The sequence below is a fragment of the Nocardiopsis endophytica genome (assembly GCF_027706725.1).
Taxonomy (GTDB): domain Bacteria; phylum Actinomycetota; class Actinomycetes; order Streptosporangiales; family Streptosporangiaceae; genus Nocardiopsis_A; species Nocardiopsis_A endophytica.
This window is the reverse complement of the sequence record NZ_JAQFWQ010000014.1, coordinates 70,617-86,999: the sequence shown is the minus strand read 5'-3', so window position 1 is coordinate 86,999 and position 16,383 is coordinate 70,617. Positions and strand designations below refer to the sequence as shown.

Genomic DNA, 16,383 nt, shown 5'->3' with positions numbered 1-16,383 from the left:
CGCTAAAACCGGCCCGGTAGGGGCGTTTTCCCCGAGATCAACGAGGAGCGGCACCGGGGGTGCGGGCGCCACGAGCGCGCTTGGCCATTCGCCCACCCGGTCGCGCCACTGCCCGGACCGCGAGGGGCCCGCCGGACGGCAGGCAGGGCCCGGGAACCGCCCCGCTCTCGCCGTCGCTGCCATTCACGGTGACCATCCGCACGCCCGACGGCCGACAGCGCTTCAGTGCGGGCCGCCGGCCTTTCCTCGTTGCTGCCCCTACCTGGCGCTTCGCCGACCCGCCGCCCGGCCGGGGCCTGGAGTGGGGTACCAGCTCAGCCGCCCGACCTCCCAGACCACCAATAGCCGGACGGACGGCAGGTAGGGCCCGGGAACCGCCCCGCTCTCGCCGTCGCTGCCATTCACAGTGACCACGCACACGCCCGGCGGCCGACGGCGCTGCGGCGTGGGCCACCGACCTTTCCTCGTCGCTGCCCTGCCTGGCGCTTCGCCGACCCGCCGCCCGGCCGAGGCCTGGAGCGGGGTACCGGCCCAGCCGCCCACCCCGACCGCGAGAACCTGAGACCTGAGCCGCGGCCGTAGGGTCCATCCCCCCCGAGAAGCGTCAACGCGGCAAGTGCTGGTCCGGCAGGCGGCCGAGGAGGGCCGTCGCGTCGTCGTGGCGCTTGCCCCGCGGCGCGGTGTGGGCCTCCTCGCTCCGTATCTCCTCGCTCCGCACCCAGGAGATCAGCGCCCTGGGCCCCTCGTCCTCCAGGCACTTCCAGACCCGGTCCCAGCCGTGGCCGAACCGCTCGGCCAGCCGTGTGCAGCCGTCGGTGAGCAGGGCGAACCGCCGGTCCGGGGTGCCGTCCGGCGCCGCCGGGAACGGGCGCACCCCGGTCAGCGCCTCGCGCGCGGCCTCCGGCCGGGACCCGGCCACCCAGAACCCGCCCGGCGCGTTGCGCATCGCCCGCACCAGCGCCGGGCTGTAGGGGCGCCCGCCGGGCAGGTGGTCGAGCCGGTCGTCGGTGAGCACCTCCGGCGGGCCGCCGGGCACCGGGAGCAGCACCGCCGAGTCGGCCAGCACCAGGTACTCCAGGCCGTCGGGGACCGCGCGCACCGCCGCGACCGTCGTCGCCGGGGCGTCGGGGTGGTCGGGGTCGCAGCCGGGGCCGTGCGCGGCGCGCGTGCGGACGGTCGCCTCCTCCAGCGCCGAGACGAGCGGGAGCCGCGGGGCGCCCTCGTCCCCCACACCGTCCAGGAGCGCCGCCAGCTCGGCCGCCAGGCGCCGCACCGTCCAGCGCACGCTGTGCCGGCACGCCTCCTCCGCGCCCGGCGGCGCGGTCGCCCCGTCCAGCACGAAGGCCCAGCCGCCGCCGGAGGCGGCCACGTCCTCGTTGAACGCGCCGTCCCCCGGACGCGACGCCCACGCGATGTCCACGGCGGAACCCTACGCGCGCTGCGGGGGCGGAGGGATGAGCTTCCCGGGATTCAGCACGCCCTCGGGGTCCAGGCGCTCCTTGACGGCGCGCAGGACCTCGGCGCCCAGAGGGCCGATCTCCGCCTCCATCCACGGCAGGTGGTCGGTGCCCACGGCGTGGTGGTGGCTGATGGTGCCCCCGCCCTCCGCGATCGCGTTCCCCGCCGCGCGCTTGGCGCGCTCCCACCGCGCCGACGGGTCCTCCCCAGCCGCGGTGACCACGGTGAAGTACAGGGAGGCGCCCTCGGGGTAGGTGTGCGAGATGTGGCACAGCACCACGGCGTCGCCCTCCGGCCCCTTGAGGGCCTGGGAGACCGCGCCCGAGACCGCCCGGTAGAGCGGCAGCAGGTCCGCCCACGTGGCGGCGGTCTCCAGGGTCTCGGCGAGCACTCCCGCCGACAGCAGGGTGTCCCGCAGGTAGGGGGCGTGGAACCGGGAGCCGCGCCAGTCGGCGACCGGCTCCGACCCCAGCGGCGTGCCGCCCGCCCCGGACAGCACGCGCGCGCACGCCGCCCGCCGGGCCTCCACGTCGTCCTCCTCTCCGTCGAAGCCCACCACCGCGAGGCAGCCGGGGGCGGCCTCCTTGCCGGACAGTGCGGCGTTGACGAAGGTCTCGGTCTCGTCGGAGAGCCGGGCCGTGGTCGGGCGCAGCGGCGACCGCGCCAGGGCGCGCAGCGCGGCGGCGCCCTCGGTGAAGGAGGGGAACGCCCACGCCTCGTCCCGGTGGGCCGAGGGGAGCGGCCGCACGCGCACCGTCACCTCGGTGATCACTCCGAAGACGCCCTCCGAGCCGAGGAGGAGCTGGCGCAGGTCCGGCCCGGCGGCGGAGGCGGGGGCGCGCCCCGCCTCCAGGGTGCCGCGCGGGGTGGCGGCCTTGAGCGCGAGCACCATGGAGTCGAAGCGGCCGTAGCCCGATGAGGCCTGGCCGCTGGAACGGGTCGCCGCGTAGCCGCCGATGGTGGCGTACTCGTAGCTCTGCGGCAGGTGGCCGAGCGTGTACCCGTGCGCGGCCAGCAGCTCCTCGGCCTCGGGGGTGCGCAGCCCGGCCTGCAGAACGGCGGTGCCCGACTCGGCGTCCAGGCGCACCAGCCGGTCCATCTCGCGCAGGTCCAGCGCGACGACGGCGGCGAACGGCCCGCGCAGCGGGTCGACCCCGCCGACGACGCTGGTGCCGCCGCCGAACGGCACCACCGCGACCCGGTGCCGGGAGCAGGCGGCGAGCACCGCCTCCACCTCCTCGTGCGCGGCGGGCAGCACGACGGCGTCGGGGGCCCGCACGTCCCGCCCGGCGCGCATGCGCAGCAGGTCGGGGGTGGACTTCCCGGCGCCGTGCCGCAGCCGCGCGGCGCGGTCGTCGCGCACCCGGCCGGAGTCGCCGCCGACGGCGTCCACCAGGTCGGCGCGGGCGGCCGCGGGCAGCGCAGGGTCGGGCAGGCGCACGGCGTCCTCGGGCACGGGAGGCAGGTCGCGCAGCTCCGCGCCGAGGGTCTGGGCGATCAGGGCGCGCACGTTCGGGTCGAGGGGCGCGGCGCGGTCCGGGTCGCCCCAGGCGTACCAGGACATCGCGCCGGTGCGGGCGGCGGGGCGCTGCTGCATGCTCATGGCGTACAGTTTTACACATGACGTCAAGACGTAACGTTGAGGACGCGGTCCTGGACGCCGCCCGCGCCTGCGTCGAGGCCTTCGGTATCCGCCGCACCACCCTGACCGACGTGGCCCGCAGGGCGGGGGTGAGCCGTCCGACCGTCTACCGCCGCTGGCCGGACGCCACCGCCCTCGTCGCCGACCTGCTCACCCGGGAGCTGCTGGCGCTGCTCGACCGGGCCGACGACACCGGCGGCGATGGCGGCGACGGCGACGGCGGCGCGGAGGGCGCGCGCACCGCCCGGGGGCGGCTGACCGCCCAGGCCGAAGGGCTGATGCGGGAGGCACTGCACCACCCCCTGCTCACCCGGATCATCGACCACGAGCCCGAGACCATGGCCGTCTACGCCTTCCAGCGCCTGGGCACCAGCCAGTTCGCCGCGCTGGACCTGCTCCGCTCCGGCATCGAGGACGGGCAGGTCGACGGGTCCATCAGGGACGGCGACGCCGAAGGGATGGCGCGCATCGTGCTGCTGTCCGTGCAGTCGCTGATGACCTCCCGGCGCCTCACCGAGGACGTGCTCGACGAGGACGCGCTCGTCGCCGAGGCGCGCAGGGTCCTCGACGGCTATCTGGCGCCGGAGGGCGGGCGATGAGCACGGTCCTGGACGCGGCGCGCCGTGAGGCCGACATCGACGCCCTGGCCGACGGGGGCGATGGGGCCGCCGGGGGCGCGGTGGACGTGCTCGTGGTCGGCGCCGGGGTCACGGGCGCGGGGGTCGCGCTCGACGCGGCGTCGCGCGGTCTGAAGGTCGCCCTCGTTGAGCGCGGGGACCTGGCGCACGGCACCAGCCGGTGGAGCTCCAAGCTCGTCCACGGCGGACTGCGCTACCTCGCGAAGGGGCAGGTCGGCGTGGCCATGGAGAGCGCGCGCGAGCGCGGCATCCTGCTGGAGACCACCGCGCCGCACCTGGTGCGGACGCTGCCCATGGTGCTGCCGCTGCACGAGGCCGTGGGCGCCGCGAACGCCGTCGCGGCGCGCGCGGGGATGGCCGTGGGAGACGTGCTGCGCGTCGCGGCGGGGACGGGACGCCGGGCGCTGCCGCGGTCGCGCAGGCTCACGGCGGAGCAGACGGTGCGGCTGCTGCCGGGGGTGCGCGCCGAGGGGCTGCGCGGGGGAGTGCTCTCCTTCGACGGGCAGCTGACCGATGACGCGCGCCTCGTCGTCGCGCTGGCGCGCACCGCCGCCGGGTTCGGGGCGCGGGTCGTCACGCGGTGCGCCGCCGAGCGCCTGGGCGGCGACGGCGCGGTGCTGCGGGACCTGCGGTCGGGGCGGAGGATCGAGGTCCGGGCGCGCGCGGTCGTCAACGCGGCGGGCGTCTATGCGGGGGAACTGGTCCCGGACGTGCGGCTGCGGCCCAGCAGGGGCACGCACATCGTCCTGAGGGCGGAGGCGCTTGGGCGGCCGAAGGCGGCGCTGATGGTGCCGGTGCCGGGGACCGCCAACCGGTTCGTGTTCGCGCTGCCGCAGGTGGACGGGAGGGTGTTCGCCGGCCTGACCGACGAGCCCGTGGACGGCCCGCTGCCGGAGGTCCCGGAGGCGCCGGAGGAGGACGTCGCGTTCCTGCTGGAGGTGCTGAACCGGGCGCTGGGGACGGCGCTGGAGCGGTCGGACGTGGCGGGCGCGTACGCGGGCCTGCGCCCGCTGCTGGAGGACGGCGGGGGCCGCGGCGGCCCGAGCGCCGACCTGTCCCGGCGGCACGCCGTGCTGCGGTCGGGGGAGGGCGTGCTGACGGTGGTCGGGGGGAAGCTGACGACCTACCGGAGGATGGCCGAGGAGGCCGTGGACGCCGCGGTGGAGTCGGTAGGGCTGCGGGCGGGGGCGTGCAGGACGCGCGCGCTGCCGGTGGTCGGCGCGGCGCCGTGGGAGGAGCTGGACGCGGTGGAGGCGCCGAGGAGGCTGATCGCCAGGTACGGCACGGAGGCCCCGGAGGTGATGGCCATGGCGGAGGGCGATCCGGAGCTCCTGCGCCCGGTGGCGGCGGGGGTGACCGGGGCGGAGATGCGCTTCGCGGTGAAGGCGGAGGGGGCGCTGGAAGCGGAGGACATCCTGGACCGGCGGACGAGGCTGGGCCTGGTGGCAGAGGACAGGGAGGCGGGCCGCCAGGCGGCGGAGGACGCGATCAAGTGGGCGAGGAGCGGGGCGTCGGGGCGGCGGTTTTAGCCGCGATGCGGAAAGAGGAAGCGTAAAGTTGCACGAGCGGGGGTTCCGCCACCCTGGAACCCCAGGTCAACGAGACAGCTCCCCGCCCGCGCGGGGATGGACCCTCGGCCGAGGGACAGCAGCAGCTCGGCGAACTCAGCTCCCCGCCCGCGCGGGGATGGACCCTCGCGGCTGGGCCAGCGGATGGGGCGTGTGAACTGCTCCCCGCATGTGCGGGGATGGACCGGTCCGCAGTTGGGTCCTCGCTGTCACGCAGCTCATCCCCCCGCGCGTGGGCCCCTTCGGCCGCCCTTCGCCGGGTGGCCGAAGGGGCCACGCCACCCCGTCCGGAACGTGCCTCCGGGGCACTCCCCATCCTTCCCACGCGCACCACGCGTTCGCGTCATTCCCGGTTGACCGGCATTCCTGTCCGGAACAGGACATCGCCAGGGCTTTCGCCCTATTGACTCCTTAACGCCACCTCCGTAGGACGGGTGAGGACCGGAGGGAACGCGGGAGGGGAGCCGATCATGCAGCCGGTGGTGGACACCGTCACCGGGCGGGTGCGGGGCGCCTTCGACGGTGGGGTCGCGGTCTTCCGTGGGATCCCCTACGCCGCGCCCCCGGTCGGTGACCTGCGGTTCCGCCCTCCGCGGCACCCCGCCCCCTGGGACGACGTCCGGGACGCCACCGTCCCCGGGCCCACCCCGCCCGCGCCGCCGCCGTCCCCCGACCCGGCCCTGCGCCCCCTCCTGCCCGACCGGCGGGTGCCCGGTGACGACTACCTCAACCTCGACGTGTGGACCCCCGACCCCGGCCCCGGGGCCGGAGGGCTGCCCGTCATGGTGTGGATCCCCGGCGACGGGTTCCACCGCGGCTCCGGCGCGGGCGCCGGCCCGGGCTTCGGACCCACCTCCGTCACCGACGGCGCCGCCCTGGCCCGGGAGGGCGTCGTCGCCGTCGCGATCCACCACCGGGTGGGCGCCGAGGGCTTCGCGCTGATCGACGGCGGCACCCCCAACGTCGGCCTGCTGGACCAGATCCACGCCCTGGAGTGGGTGCGCGACAACATCGAGCGGTTCGGCGGCGACCCGCGCAAGGTCACCGTCTTCGGCCACTCCTCCGGCGCCATGTCCGCGGTCACCCTCATGGCCGTGCCCCGCGCCCGCGGCCTGTTCCGGCGCGTCATCGCCCAGTCCGGCGCCGGGCACCACGCCATCCGGAGCGGGGACGCCCGGCGCGTCGCCGCCCACCTCGCCCGCCGTGCGGGCGTGCGCGCCGCCTCCGCCGCGGTCCTGTCCCGCCTGCCCGCCGCGCGGCTGCTGGACGCCCAGGCCTCCATCGCCGACGAGTTCACCGGCGGCCCCGACCCGGCCGTGTGGGGCGAGCGGCTGTCCCACCCCGCCGCCCTGCCGTTCGCGCCGGTCGTCGACGGCGAGCTGGTCACCCGCCGCCCCGTCGACGGCCTGCGGGCGGGCGACGGCGCCGAGGTGGACCTGCTCATTGGCACCACGTCCGAGGAGTTCCGGCGCTACGCCGTCCCGGCGGGCACCCACCGCTCCGGCGCCGAGAAGGACCTGGCCGACGCGGTGGCGCGGCTGGGCCTGGAGGCCAAGGCGGCCGCCGTCTACACCGCCGAGCACCCGGGCGGCCCGGGGGAGGCCCACACGGCGCTGCTCGGCGACGCGTACTTCCGCATCCCCGCCTACCGGGTGCTGGAGGCCCGCTCGCGGGTGGGCGTGCGCGCCTACGGCTACGAGTTCGCCTGGCGCTCACCGGGGTTCGGCGGGGAGCTGGGCGCCTGCCACGGGGTCGAGCTGCCGTTCCTGTTCGACACCCTGCCGCGCGCCGGTGAGCTGGTGGGGGACGCGCCGCCGGAGCGGCTCTCCGGCGAGATCCGGTCCGCCTGGGTGCGGTTCGCCCGCACCGGCGACCCGGGGTGGGCGCCGTGGAACCCGGTGAGCCGACCGGTGTGGCGGTTCGCCGACCCGGAGTCGTCCCTGGTTGAGGACCCCGGGGCGGAGACCCGGCGGCTCTGGGACGCGGTCCCGGCGACGCGCTAGCGGCGCCGGCCCGCCCTCCGGCCCGCTCCTTCAGCCCGCCCCGGCGCGCTCGCGCGCGTCCTCGATGGCGGCGATCGCGGCGCTCCGGTCCTGCCAGCCGCGGACCTCCGAGCTCTTGCCCGGCTCCAGCAGCTTGTAGATCTCGAAGAAGTGGGTGACCTCCCGGCGCTGGAACTCGGGCAGGTCCTTCAGGTCGCGGATGTGCTCCAGGCGGGGGTCGCCCGCCGGCATGCACAGCACCTTGGCGTCCGGCCCCTTCTCGTCGCGCATCCAGAACACCGCCACCGGCCGCACCCGCACCAGGCACCCGGGGAACGACGGCTGCTCCAGCGGCACCATGGCGTCCAGCGGGTCGCCGTCCTCGGCGAGCGTCCCGGGGAAGAAGCCGTAGTCGGCCGGGTACTGGGTCGAGGTGAACAGGGTGCGGTCCAGCCGGATCCGGCCCGACCGGTGGTCCATCTCGTACTTGTTCTGCGACCCCTGCGGGATCTCCACGACCATGTCCAGGTTCATGCGCGCTCCTTCCGGCCCACGGGCGGCGCCCGGCGTCCGGCTCCTACCCGCTCGCCGGCCGCCCGACCCTCCTCGGCGCCCCCCGGCGCCCCTCCGGCCCCACGGGGGCCCACAGAGGCGGGGCTGCATACTGTCCACGATGTGAACTGGCTAACATTGCCCTGCTTTGACGGTCCACGATCGAGGAGGCAGGTGTGACCGGTACATCCGAGGACGCCGGGCGCCCGCGCGCGCCCCGCGAACCGATACGCCGACCGTGGGTGTGGATCGTGACCGCCGTGCTCATCGTCGGCGGGGTGCCCTGGTACTGGCCGCCGGGGACCGTCCACCCCCTCGTCCTCGGCGTCCCCCTGTGGGCCCTGGTGAGCATGGCCTTCACCGTCGCCCTGGCCGCCCACCTGAGCCATGTGTGCCGGACCCAGTGGGCGATGGCCGACGAGGACGAAGGCGAGGGCGGCGCGTGAACGAGCTGACCTTCGGCGGCGCCCCCGGGATCGCCGTCCTCACCGCCTACGCCGTCATCATGCTGGGCATCGGCTTCTGGGTGAGCCGCCGCCGGCCCGGCGTGCGCGACGGCCTGAAGAGCTACTACCTGGCGGGCGGCCACCTGGGCGCGGTCGTCCTGTTCTTCACCCTCTACGCCAGCCAGTACAGCGGCAACAACGTGGTCGGCTACGCCCCGGCCGCCTACCGGTCCGGCTTCACCTGGTGGCAGTCGGTCACCTTCATGACCGCCATCATCGGCGGCTACCTGCTCTTCGCGCCCCGGCTGTACACCGTCGCCAAGCGCGAGGGGTTCGTGACCCCGACCGACTGGATGCGCTACCGCTTCGGCGGCGCCCGCGGCCCCCTGCTGGCCGCGCTGCTGATGCTCTGGGCGCTGGCCAACTTCCTGCTGGAGCAGCTGGTCGCGATGGGCCACGGCATCGCCGGGCTCACCGGCGGCACCGTCCCCTACCAGGCGGCGGTCATCGGATTCGTCGTGGTGATGCTGGCCTACTCCTGGATGGGCGGCATGCGGGCGGTCGCCTTCACCGATGTCATGCAGGGCATCGCGCTCCTGGTCGGCGTCACCGTGCTGCTCGCCGGAGGGCTGTGGCTGGCCGGGGGCTCCCTGGGCGGGGTGGTCGACCACATCATCGCCAACGAGCCCGAGAAGGCGGCGGTGCCGCCGGTGCGCGACTCGGTCAACTGGCTGTCCCTGGTGGTGATGGTCGGCATCGGCGCGGCCCTGTACCCGCACGCGGTACAGCGCATCTACGCGGCCGACAGCGAGCGCACCCTCAAGCGGTCCCTGTCCCGGATGGCCTGGATGCCCCTGGTCACCACCGGCGTGGTGTTCGCCGTGGGCCTCATCGGCATCCGGCTCTTCCCCGGGCTGGACGACACCGAATCCGAACAGCTGGTCGGGCTCATCGCCAACGAGGTCGCCGGGATCAACGTGTTCTTCTACGTCATGATGATCCTGCTGTTCGGCGGCGTCGTCGCGGCCATCGTGTCCACCGCCGACTCGGTGCTGCTGTCCCTGTCCTCGATCATCTCCAAGGACGTCTACGCGCGGCACATCGCGCCCGGCGCCGACGAGAAGAAGGCCGTGGCGGTCGGCAAGGGCGTCGGCGTGGCCGCCGTCGCGGTGCTGCTGGTGCTGGCGTGGAACCCGCCCACCCTGCTGGTGAACATCTTCGTGCTCAAGTTCGAGTTGCTCATCCAGGTGGCGCCCGCGTTCATCCTCGGCCTGTACTGGAAGCGGCTGGCCGAGGGGCCGGTGTTCTGGGGCATGGCGGCCGGGGCGGCGCTCGCGGGCGGACTGGTCCTGGCCGGGGTCGAGGACGTGTACGGCGTCCACGGCGGCCTGGTCGGGCTGGCCCTGAACACGCTGGTGTGCGTGGTGGGCTCGCTCATGCGGCGGCCGGGGGCCGGGCCCGTCCCCGTGCCCGGGGTCAGGGACGCGGAACGTTCCGCAGATTAGAGCGCGCGAGGTCGAGCATCTTCCCGACGCCCCCTTCCAGCACGGTGCGCCCGGCGGACAGCGCGAAGCCCTTCACCTGCCCGGCCTTGATGTGCGCGGGGATGGACAGGGCGTTGGAGTCGGTGACGAGCTCCACCAGCGCCGGGCCGTCCGCCGCGAACGCCTCCCGGAGGGCCCCGTCGACACCGGCGGGGTCCTCCACCCGCCACGCGGGCATCCCGCAGGCGCGGGCGATCGCCGAGAAGTCGGCCTGCGGGTGGTCGGTGCCGAAGGAGGGCAGGCCGTCGACCATCATCTCCAGCTTCACCATCCCCAGGGACGCGTTGTTGAAGACGACGGTCTTCACCGGCAGGCGGTACTGCACGACCGTCAGCAGCTCGCCCATGAGCATGCTCAGCCCGCCGTCGCCCGCCATCGCCACGACCTGGCGGCCGCCTCCCGCGAACGCCGCCCCGATGGCGTGCGGCAGGGCGTTGGCCATGCTGCCGTGCGTGAACGACCCGATGATGCGCCGTCGCCCGTTGGGGGACAGGTAGCGGGCGGCCCACACGTTGTTCATGCCGGTGTCGACGGTGAACACCGCGTCGTCGTCGGCCGCCTCGTCCAGCAGGCGCGCGGCGTACTCGGGGTGGATGGGGCGCATCCGCTCGATGTCGTGCGTGTAGGCCTCCACCACCTTCGACAGCGCGCGCTCGTGCCGCTTGAGCATCGACACCAGGAACCGCTCGGGGTGGTCGCGGGTGAGCAGCGGCAGCACCTCCTCCAGGGTCGCCCCGACGTCCCCGTGGACCGCCTGCACCAGGGGCGTGCGGCGGCCCAGCCGGCGGGCGTCCCGGTCCACCTGGACGGTGTCGCGGCCCGGGAGGAACTCGTCGTAGGGGAAGTCGCACCCCAGCATCAGCACGAGGTCGGCCTCGTGCAGCGCCTCGTGGCACGCCCCGTAGCCCAGCAGGCCGATCATGCCCACGTCGAACGGGTTGCCGTACTGGATCCACTCCTTGCCGCGCAGGGTGTGCCCGACCGGGGCGTTGAGGCGGTCGGCCAGCGACAGCACCGCGTCGCGGGCGCCGCGCACCCCGGCGCCGCAGAAGAGCGCCACCGACTCGGCCGCGTCCAGCCTGCGCGCCAGCTCGCGCACCGCCCCGGGGTCGGGGTGCACGGTGGCCGGCGCCAGGCAGGGGGCCGCCGTCCCGGCGGGCGCGGAGGCCTCCTCGTCGGCCACGTCGCCCGGCAGCACCAGTACGGCGGTGCCGGGGGCGCCCATCGCCTCCTGCACCGCGATCCGCGCCAGCCGCGGCATCTGGCCCGAGTGGGCGACCTGCACGGTGTAGTCGGCCGCCTCGCCCAGCAGCCGGTCGGGGCGGGTCTCCTGGAAGTAGTCGGTGCCGATCTGCCGCGACGGGATCTGCGATGCCAGCGCGAGGACCGGGGCCCCGCTGCGCCGGGCGTCGTACAGGCCCTGCACGAGGTGGGTGTTGCCGGGGCCGCAGGAGCCCGCGCACACCGCGAGCCGGCCGGTGGTCTGCGCCTCGGCCGCGGCGGCGAACGCGCCGGCCTCCTCGTTGCGGACGTACACCCACTCCAGGCGGCCGCTGCGGCGCACGGCGTCCACCACGGGGTTGAGGCTGTCGCCCACCACGCCGTAGATCCGCTCGGCGCCCGCTTCGAGCAGGACCTGCACCAACTGGTCGGCGATGCGCTCGGTAGCCATGCCCCGGACGCTAGGCGCCCGGGCCCGGGGTGCGGCGGCGGCACACGGGCCCGGGCCGATCTTTTACCCGGCGGGCGGTCGCCCGGGCGTCACCTCCCGGCCGCGTAGCCTTGGGCGCCGCGCGGGTTGGCGGCGGCGCGCAGCACCCCGCTCGCCGGGTCGCGGACCACGGCCGACAGCCGCCCCAGGGTCCACGGGCCCGAGACGGTGACCCGGTGGCCCCGGCGGCGCAGCTCGTCGATGGCCTCGGCGCCCAGGCGGTCCTCGACCACCAGCTCGCCGGGCACGACCTCCCGCGGGTAGAAGGAGCTGGGCAGGGAGTTGGTGTGGAACATGGGGGCGTCGATCGCCGCCTGCAGGTCCCCCTCCAGGGGGTGGGCGGCCCCGTGCACCAGGCGCAGGAAGAGCGTCAGCGACCACTGGTCCTGCTGGTCGCCGCCGGGGGTGCCGAGCGCCGCCACCGGCTCCCCGCCCCGGGTGACCAGCGTCGGCGACAGGGTCGTGCGGGGGCGCTTGCGCGGGGCCAGGGCGCTGGGCGAGCGCGGGTCGAGCCAGAACATCTGGCCGCGGGTGCCCAGCGGGAACCCCAGGCCGGGGATGACGGGGGAGCTGGCCAGCCAGCCGCCGGAGGGGGTGGCGGCCACCATGTTGCCCTCGGCGTCGACGACGTCCAGGTGGCAGGTGTCGCCGCGCTGGGCGCCGGAGCGCTCCACGGTCGGCTCGCCCCCGGCGCGGTCGGCGGCGCTCGCGTCGGCGTCGAACTCCAGGTCGGGCAGGTAGGGGGAGCGGCCTCCGGGGGATCCGGGGCGCAGTTCCAGGGAGGCCTGCGCGGTGACCAGCGCGGCGCGGTCGGCGGCGTAGGCGTGCGAGAGCAGGGCCTCCAGGGGGACGTCGGCGAAGCGCGGGTCGCCGTAGTGGGCCTCGCGGTCGGCGAAGCCGAGCTTGGCGGCCTCGGTGACCAGGTGGACGAAGTCGGCCGAGAGCGGGTCGGCGTCCCCGGTTCCCAGGGCCTCGGCCAGGCGGAGCTGCTGCAGGAAGACCGGTCCCTGGCCCCAGGGCCCGGTCTTGTGCACGGTCAGGCCCGCGTGGTCGATGCTGCAGGTCTCCTCGTAGGTGGCGCTCCAGCAGGCCAGGTCGTCACCGGTGAGCAGGGCCCGGTGCGGCTCCCCGGTGCCGCTGGGCACGGGGTCGGCGAGGAAGTCGAGGATCGCCTCGGCGACGAAGCCCTCCCGCCAGACGCGGCGGGCGGCGTCGTAGACCCCCTCGCGGCCGCGGGCGGAGGCCTCGGCCTCGCGCAGGAGCCGCTCGTAGGCGTCGGCGAGGGCGGGGTTGCGGTGGAACCCGCGGGGGTCGGGGACCGCGCCGCCGCGGTCCAGCCACACCTCGGCGGAGGTGGGCCAGTGCTCCAGGAACACCGGGCGGACGGCGGCGATCTTCTCGGTGATCTGCGGCATCAGGGGGAAGCCGGAGCGGGCGTAGCCGATGGCGGGGGAGAGCAGGTCGCGCAGCGGCAGGGTGCCGTGGTCGCGGGCGAGCAGCGCCCAGGCGTCGAAGGCCCCGGGGACGCAGGCGGGGAGCACGCCGCTGCCGGGGATCCGCCCCATCCCGTCGAACGCCTCGGGGACGGCGGCGGCGGGGGAGGGGCCCTGCCCGCAGAGCACGGCGGGGCGCTCTCCGGCGGCCTGGAAGATGATCGGCACCTCACCGCCGGGCCCGTTGAGGTGGGGTTCGACCACTTGGAGGGTGAACCCGGCGGCGACCGCCGCGTCGAAGGCGTTGCCGCCGCGTTCGAGGACGGACATCCCGACGGCACTGGCGATCCAGTGCGTCGAGGCGACCATCCCGAAGCTCCCGCGCAGCTCGGGCCGGGTGGTGAATCCGCTCATCCGATGGTCCCTCCTATGCGCCGCTGTGACGGTGCACACGGTATACCGCGCCACCTCCCCGACGGCAGGGGGCCGGGGTGGGCGGGTTTCCATCCTGCTCGAAAGGCCTTGTGCGCGCCCTCTCCGGGCCGCGAGCATGCCGGTTCGTCCTCCCGCCCCCGGACCCCAGGAGCCGACCCGTGACGACACGCAGACGCCTGCCGCCAGTGTGGAGACTCGGCATCGCGGCGGGAGTCGTCACCCTGGCCGCCGGGGGTGTCGTCCTGGTCGGGGCTCAACCGGAGACCGCGCCGTCGATCGAGGTCACAGGGGAAGAGGAGGCTTTGACCGTCGCCTGGGAGGCACCCGCGGACGACGACCCGAACCCGGCGTATTCGCGCTTCGACGGTTGGGCCGCCCTATGGCCGAGGGCCGGTGCCGTCGTGCATGCCGACCAGCGAGGGGTGGCCGCCTACACCCCCGACGAGGGGGAGCTGCTCTGGGAGTTCACCCCGGAGGGCCGGGGGCTGTGCGCCGCGGCCGAGACCCCCGCCGGGGAGGAGGGGGACATCGGGGTCGTCCTCGTCGAAGAGGACGATGTCGACAACGAGTACGGGATCTACGGCAACGCCTGCCGCACCGTGGTCGCCCTCGATCTGGAGAGCGGTGAGGAGGTGTGGACCGCCCAGGTCGGATCCCCGTGGGCGGGGATCGGCGAGGAGGCGGGGCGAATGCCGGACGCGACCGGGGCAGGGGTGTGGGCCGACGGTCCGCGTGTGGTGGTCCAGCGGGCGGAGATCCTGGTCGGCCTGGACGCCGACAAGGAGGGGCGGGAGATGTGGCGGGAGGAGGACCCGCTGTTCTCCGGCGACCGCTGTTCCATGACGGAGCAGTACCTGTTGCCCAGAGGGACGGGGGAGCTGGCGGTTCAGGGCGCCTGTGACGAACGGTGGCGTGTCGGTGTCCTCGACACCGGGACGGGAGGCCTGTCGGGACGCAGTGACGCGCCTGAGAGAGGGCCCCGCTTCTGTCGGGAGATCCGCTCGTGAGGTCCTGCTGGGGGGAAGAGTGCAGACTGCCCGACGGTGGATTCGATGTGTATGTGTTCGACGGCGGCGAGGCGGAGACCGTCCACGTCGGACAGGAGCAGGAGGCGCTCCCCGACGAGCCGGACGAGGCGCCCGAATACGAATACTACGAATACCTGGAAGGCCCGGGGGAGTGGGACCACCCCGTCGTCGATGGAACCCTTTACCTGATCGCGTCCGACACGAGGAGGATCTGGGACCGCACGGCCGCCGTCGACCTGACGACCGGGCAGACCCGATGGGCTCGCTATGCCGAGGGGTACGTGCCCCGAGAGGTGCTGGCCGTCGAGGACGGCCGGGTCCTCGTCCTCGCGCTCCACGCCCCAGGGGCGTCGTCGACCCCGATGAGCGAAGACGAAGGGGTGGACCTGCGCCTCCTCGCCTTCCCCGCCGATGGTGAAGGCGCCGCCGAGGTGGTCGCCGACGGGCTCCCGCGGCTGTTCGACACTTTCGCCGACGAGGCCCGGGTGAGCGTGTCCGACGGCCGCTACTACCTCGCGCTCCCACCGCGCCTGCTGGGGAAGCGAACCGACGACGGCGAGCGGGTCCGCCCGCTCTACGCCATCGGCTGATCCTCCGTCGGGCCGAAGCGGCTGTACTGGGATGATCGGGACATGCTGTCCCCCGGTCGGATCCTGCGCAGCGCCCTCGGCAGCGTTGTCGCCCTCCTGTACGGCTTCGCCCTGGTGGGCGGTGCCGCCTATGCCGTCGCCGTCAACCTCGCCGACGGGCACCGGGACAACCGTGCCTACCTGGCCGCCGAGCCCTGCCCCTCCCCGCCCGAGGAGGCGGCCGAGTGCCTGTGGGAGCAGGAGTTCACCGCCTCCGACATCGTCAATGAGAGGGGCAGGAGCGGCACGCGCGCGCTGACGCTCAACGCCGAGGACGGCACCCGGATCAGGGTCGACATGGACGGCAGGGGCCCCGTCCTGCGGACCCTGGACGACGGGCAGAAGGTGACCGGCACGGTGTGGCGGGGCCTGCCCAGGGAGATCGCGGCGGAGGGGATGACCCAGCGCACCGGCTTGTACCCGATCGACATGCGGCACACCGCCCTGGTCCTCGCGCTCATCCTCGCCCCGTCGGGGACGGTGGTCGCCGCCGTCACCGGGCTGCGGCTCATCCGGTGGCGGCGGACCCCGACCAGGGCGATGGCCGCCGCGCTCGGCCTCGGCCTGGCGCTGCCGTTCGCCGGACTCCTGATGCCCATGTTCCTCGGGGACCTGGTCAACCGGCTCTGGGCCGCGACACTGGTGTGGGCCGTGCTCGCCGGACTGATGACCCTTACCGCCTGGGTCTGCGCGACCTACACCCCGCCGAAGGACGTCATCGACCCGGAGCCCTTCGCAAAGGACCGGTGAGTCGGCCTCAGAGGTTGAACCAGTGGATGTACCGGCACTCCGCGCAGATGTAACAGATCGCGCTCCGGTTGAGGAAGTCCAGATTGAAGAAGCTCATCCCCGCGGTGTTGAGCTGCCACTCGCGCTCATGGAAGGAGTCGTTCCGGCACACCACGCACGACAGGTCCATACCGTTGCGCAGCTTCACCCTGTGACCGGGCTGTTCGGCCATGGCTGTTTCCGCCTCCATCCGCTCATCGGAGTAAAGGGCCGTCTCCGGCCCCGTGCGGCGGATCGGACGGGCACGACACGTCCGGGGTTCCGGTGGCGGCCCCGCCACGGGCCAGGGAAGTGCTCGGCGGCAGGGAGAAGGAGCAACGGCCTGTCGGAGCCGTGTGTCCTGAAAGGGCCGGGCACACGAAAAACCAGCGGGTGCCGAAGCGATCCCGCTGGTCTTGACAGTGCCCCCTGGAGGATTCGAACCTCCGCACACGGCTCCGGAGGCCGTTGCTCTATCCCCTGAGCTAAGGGGGCGCGCTGCGTGATCCACTCTAGCAGTACTCCGGAGGTGGATCGTGCGAAACGGCC

The 16,383-nt window shown here is 74.6% G+C and carries 14 protein-coding genes and 1 tRNA gene; 8 read left to right on the top strand and 7 right to left on the bottom strand.

Annotated elements, in window-relative coordinates:
- Positions 1 to 604 precede the first annotated feature (604 nt).
- Together O4J56_RS07520 and O4J56_RS07515 are read right to left on the bottom strand one after the other, a co-directional pair.
- Positions 605 to 1,420 (bottom strand): protein phosphatase 2C domain-containing protein, encoded by an 816-nt coding sequence (locus O4J56_RS07520; RefSeq protein ID WP_270684625.1) that lies wholly within the window; start codon positions 1,418 to 1,420, stop codon positions 605 to 607.
- Positions 1,421 to 1,429: 9 nt separating this feature from the next.
- Positions 1,430 to 3,022 (bottom strand): FAD-binding oxidoreductase, encoded by a 1,593-nt coding sequence (locus O4J56_RS07515; protein ID WP_270684632.1) that lies wholly within the window; start codon positions 3,020 to 3,022, stop codon positions 1,430 to 1,432.
- 56 nt (positions 3,023 to 3,078) lie between these two features.
- Here O4J56_RS07515 and O4J56_RS07510 point away from each other — a divergent pair, with 56 nt between their 5' ends.
- The 3 genes from O4J56_RS07510 (at position 3,079) to O4J56_RS07500 (ending at position 7,309) form a co-directional block, all read left to right on the top strand.
- Positions 3,079 to 3,699: a TetR/AcrR family transcriptional regulator gene (locus tag O4J56_RS07510; RefSeq protein WP_270684623.1), complete on the top strand. Its 621-nt coding sequence runs from the start codon at positions 3,079 to 3,081 to the stop codon at positions 3,697 to 3,699.
- On the top strand, positions 3,696 to 5,267 hold the full coding sequence (locus O4J56_RS07505) for a glycerol-3-phosphate dehydrogenase/oxidase (RefSeq protein ID WP_270684621.1): 1,572 nt from the start codon (positions 3,696 to 3,698) through the stop codon (positions 5,265 to 5,267). The genes O4J56_RS07510 and O4J56_RS07505 overlap by 4 nt, the downstream gene beginning before the upstream one ends.
- A 509-nt stretch (positions 5,268 to 5,776) precedes the next feature.
- Entirely contained in the window at positions 5,777 to 7,309 is a 1,533-nt protein-coding gene (locus O4J56_RS07500; RefSeq protein WP_270684619.1) for a carboxylesterase/lipase family protein, read from the top strand.
- Between the two features lie 30 nt (positions 7,310 to 7,339).
- Here O4J56_RS07500 and O4J56_RS07495 read toward each other — a convergent pair whose 3' ends face one another.
- The gene (locus O4J56_RS07495; protein WP_270684617.1) at positions 7,340 to 7,822 is read right to left on the bottom strand and encodes an inorganic diphosphatase; all 483 of its coding nucleotides are present in this window, start codon (positions 7,820 to 7,822) and stop codon (positions 7,340 to 7,342) included.
- A 194-nt stretch (positions 7,823 to 8,016) separates the two neighbouring features.
- Between O4J56_RS07495 and O4J56_RS07490 the strand changes: the two genes are divergently transcribed.
- Together O4J56_RS07490 and O4J56_RS07485 are read left to right on the top strand one after the other, a co-directional pair.
- Positions 8,017 to 8,286: a hypothetical protein gene (locus O4J56_RS07490; protein WP_270684615.1), complete on the top strand. Its 270-nt coding sequence runs from the start codon at positions 8,017 to 8,019 to the stop codon at positions 8,284 to 8,286.
- On the top strand, positions 8,283 to 9,791 hold the full coding sequence (locus tag O4J56_RS07485) for a sodium:solute symporter family protein (RefSeq protein WP_270684613.1): 1,509 nt from the start codon (positions 8,283 to 8,285) through the stop codon (positions 9,789 to 9,791). Before O4J56_RS07490 ends, O4J56_RS07485 begins: the two co-directional genes overlap by 4 nt.
- Here the strand turns inward: O4J56_RS07485 and O4J56_RS07480 are convergent.
- Positions 9,763 to 11,502: a pyruvate dehydrogenase gene (locus O4J56_RS07480; protein WP_270684611.1), complete on the bottom strand. Its 1,740-nt coding sequence runs from the start codon at positions 11,500 to 11,502 to the stop codon at positions 9,763 to 9,765. The genes O4J56_RS07485 and O4J56_RS07480 overlap by 29 nt on opposite strands.
- Positions 11,503 to 11,591: 89 nt before the next feature.
- Positions 11,592 to 13,388, bottom strand: coding sequence for a gamma-glutamyltransferase family protein (locus tag O4J56_RS07475; protein ID WP_270684609.1), 1,797 nt, complete (start codon positions 13,386 to 13,388; stop codon positions 11,592 to 11,594).
- Positions 13,389 to 13,567: 179 nt separating this feature from the next.
- Between O4J56_RS07475 and O4J56_RS07470 the strand changes: the two genes are divergently transcribed.
- Genes O4J56_RS07470 through O4J56_RS07460 form a run of 3 tightly spaced genes read left to right on the top strand, consistent with a single transcriptional unit; the run spans position 13,568 to position 15,816 of the window.
- A complete protein-coding gene (locus O4J56_RS07470; protein ID WP_270684607.1) occupies positions 13,568 to 14,416 on the top strand; it encodes an outer membrane protein assembly factor BamB family protein in 849 nt (282 codons plus the stop codon).
- Between the two features lie 47 nt (positions 14,417 to 14,463).
- Positions 14,464 to 15,027: a hypothetical protein gene (locus tag O4J56_RS07465; protein WP_270684605.1), complete on the top strand. Its 564-nt coding sequence runs from the start codon at positions 14,464 to 14,466 to the stop codon at positions 15,025 to 15,027.
- Between the two features lie 42 nt (positions 15,028 to 15,069).
- Positions 15,070 to 15,816, top strand: coding sequence for a hypothetical protein (locus O4J56_RS07460; protein ID WP_270684604.1), 747 nt, complete (start codon positions 15,070 to 15,072; stop codon positions 15,814 to 15,816).
- A gap of 7 nt (positions 15,817 to 15,823) precedes the next feature.
- Here the strand turns inward: O4J56_RS07460 and O4J56_RS07455 are convergent, their stop codons facing one another.
- Both O4J56_RS07455 and O4J56_RS07450 read right to left on the bottom strand, forming a co-directional pair.
- Entirely contained in the window at positions 15,824 to 16,045 is a 222-nt protein-coding gene (locus O4J56_RS07455; RefSeq protein WP_270684602.1) for a hypothetical protein, read from the bottom strand.
- 212 nt (positions 16,046 to 16,257) lie between these two features.
- Positions 16,258 to 16,329, bottom strand: a tRNA-Arg gene (locus O4J56_RS07450).
- Positions 16,330 to 16,383: the final 54 nt, after the last annotated feature.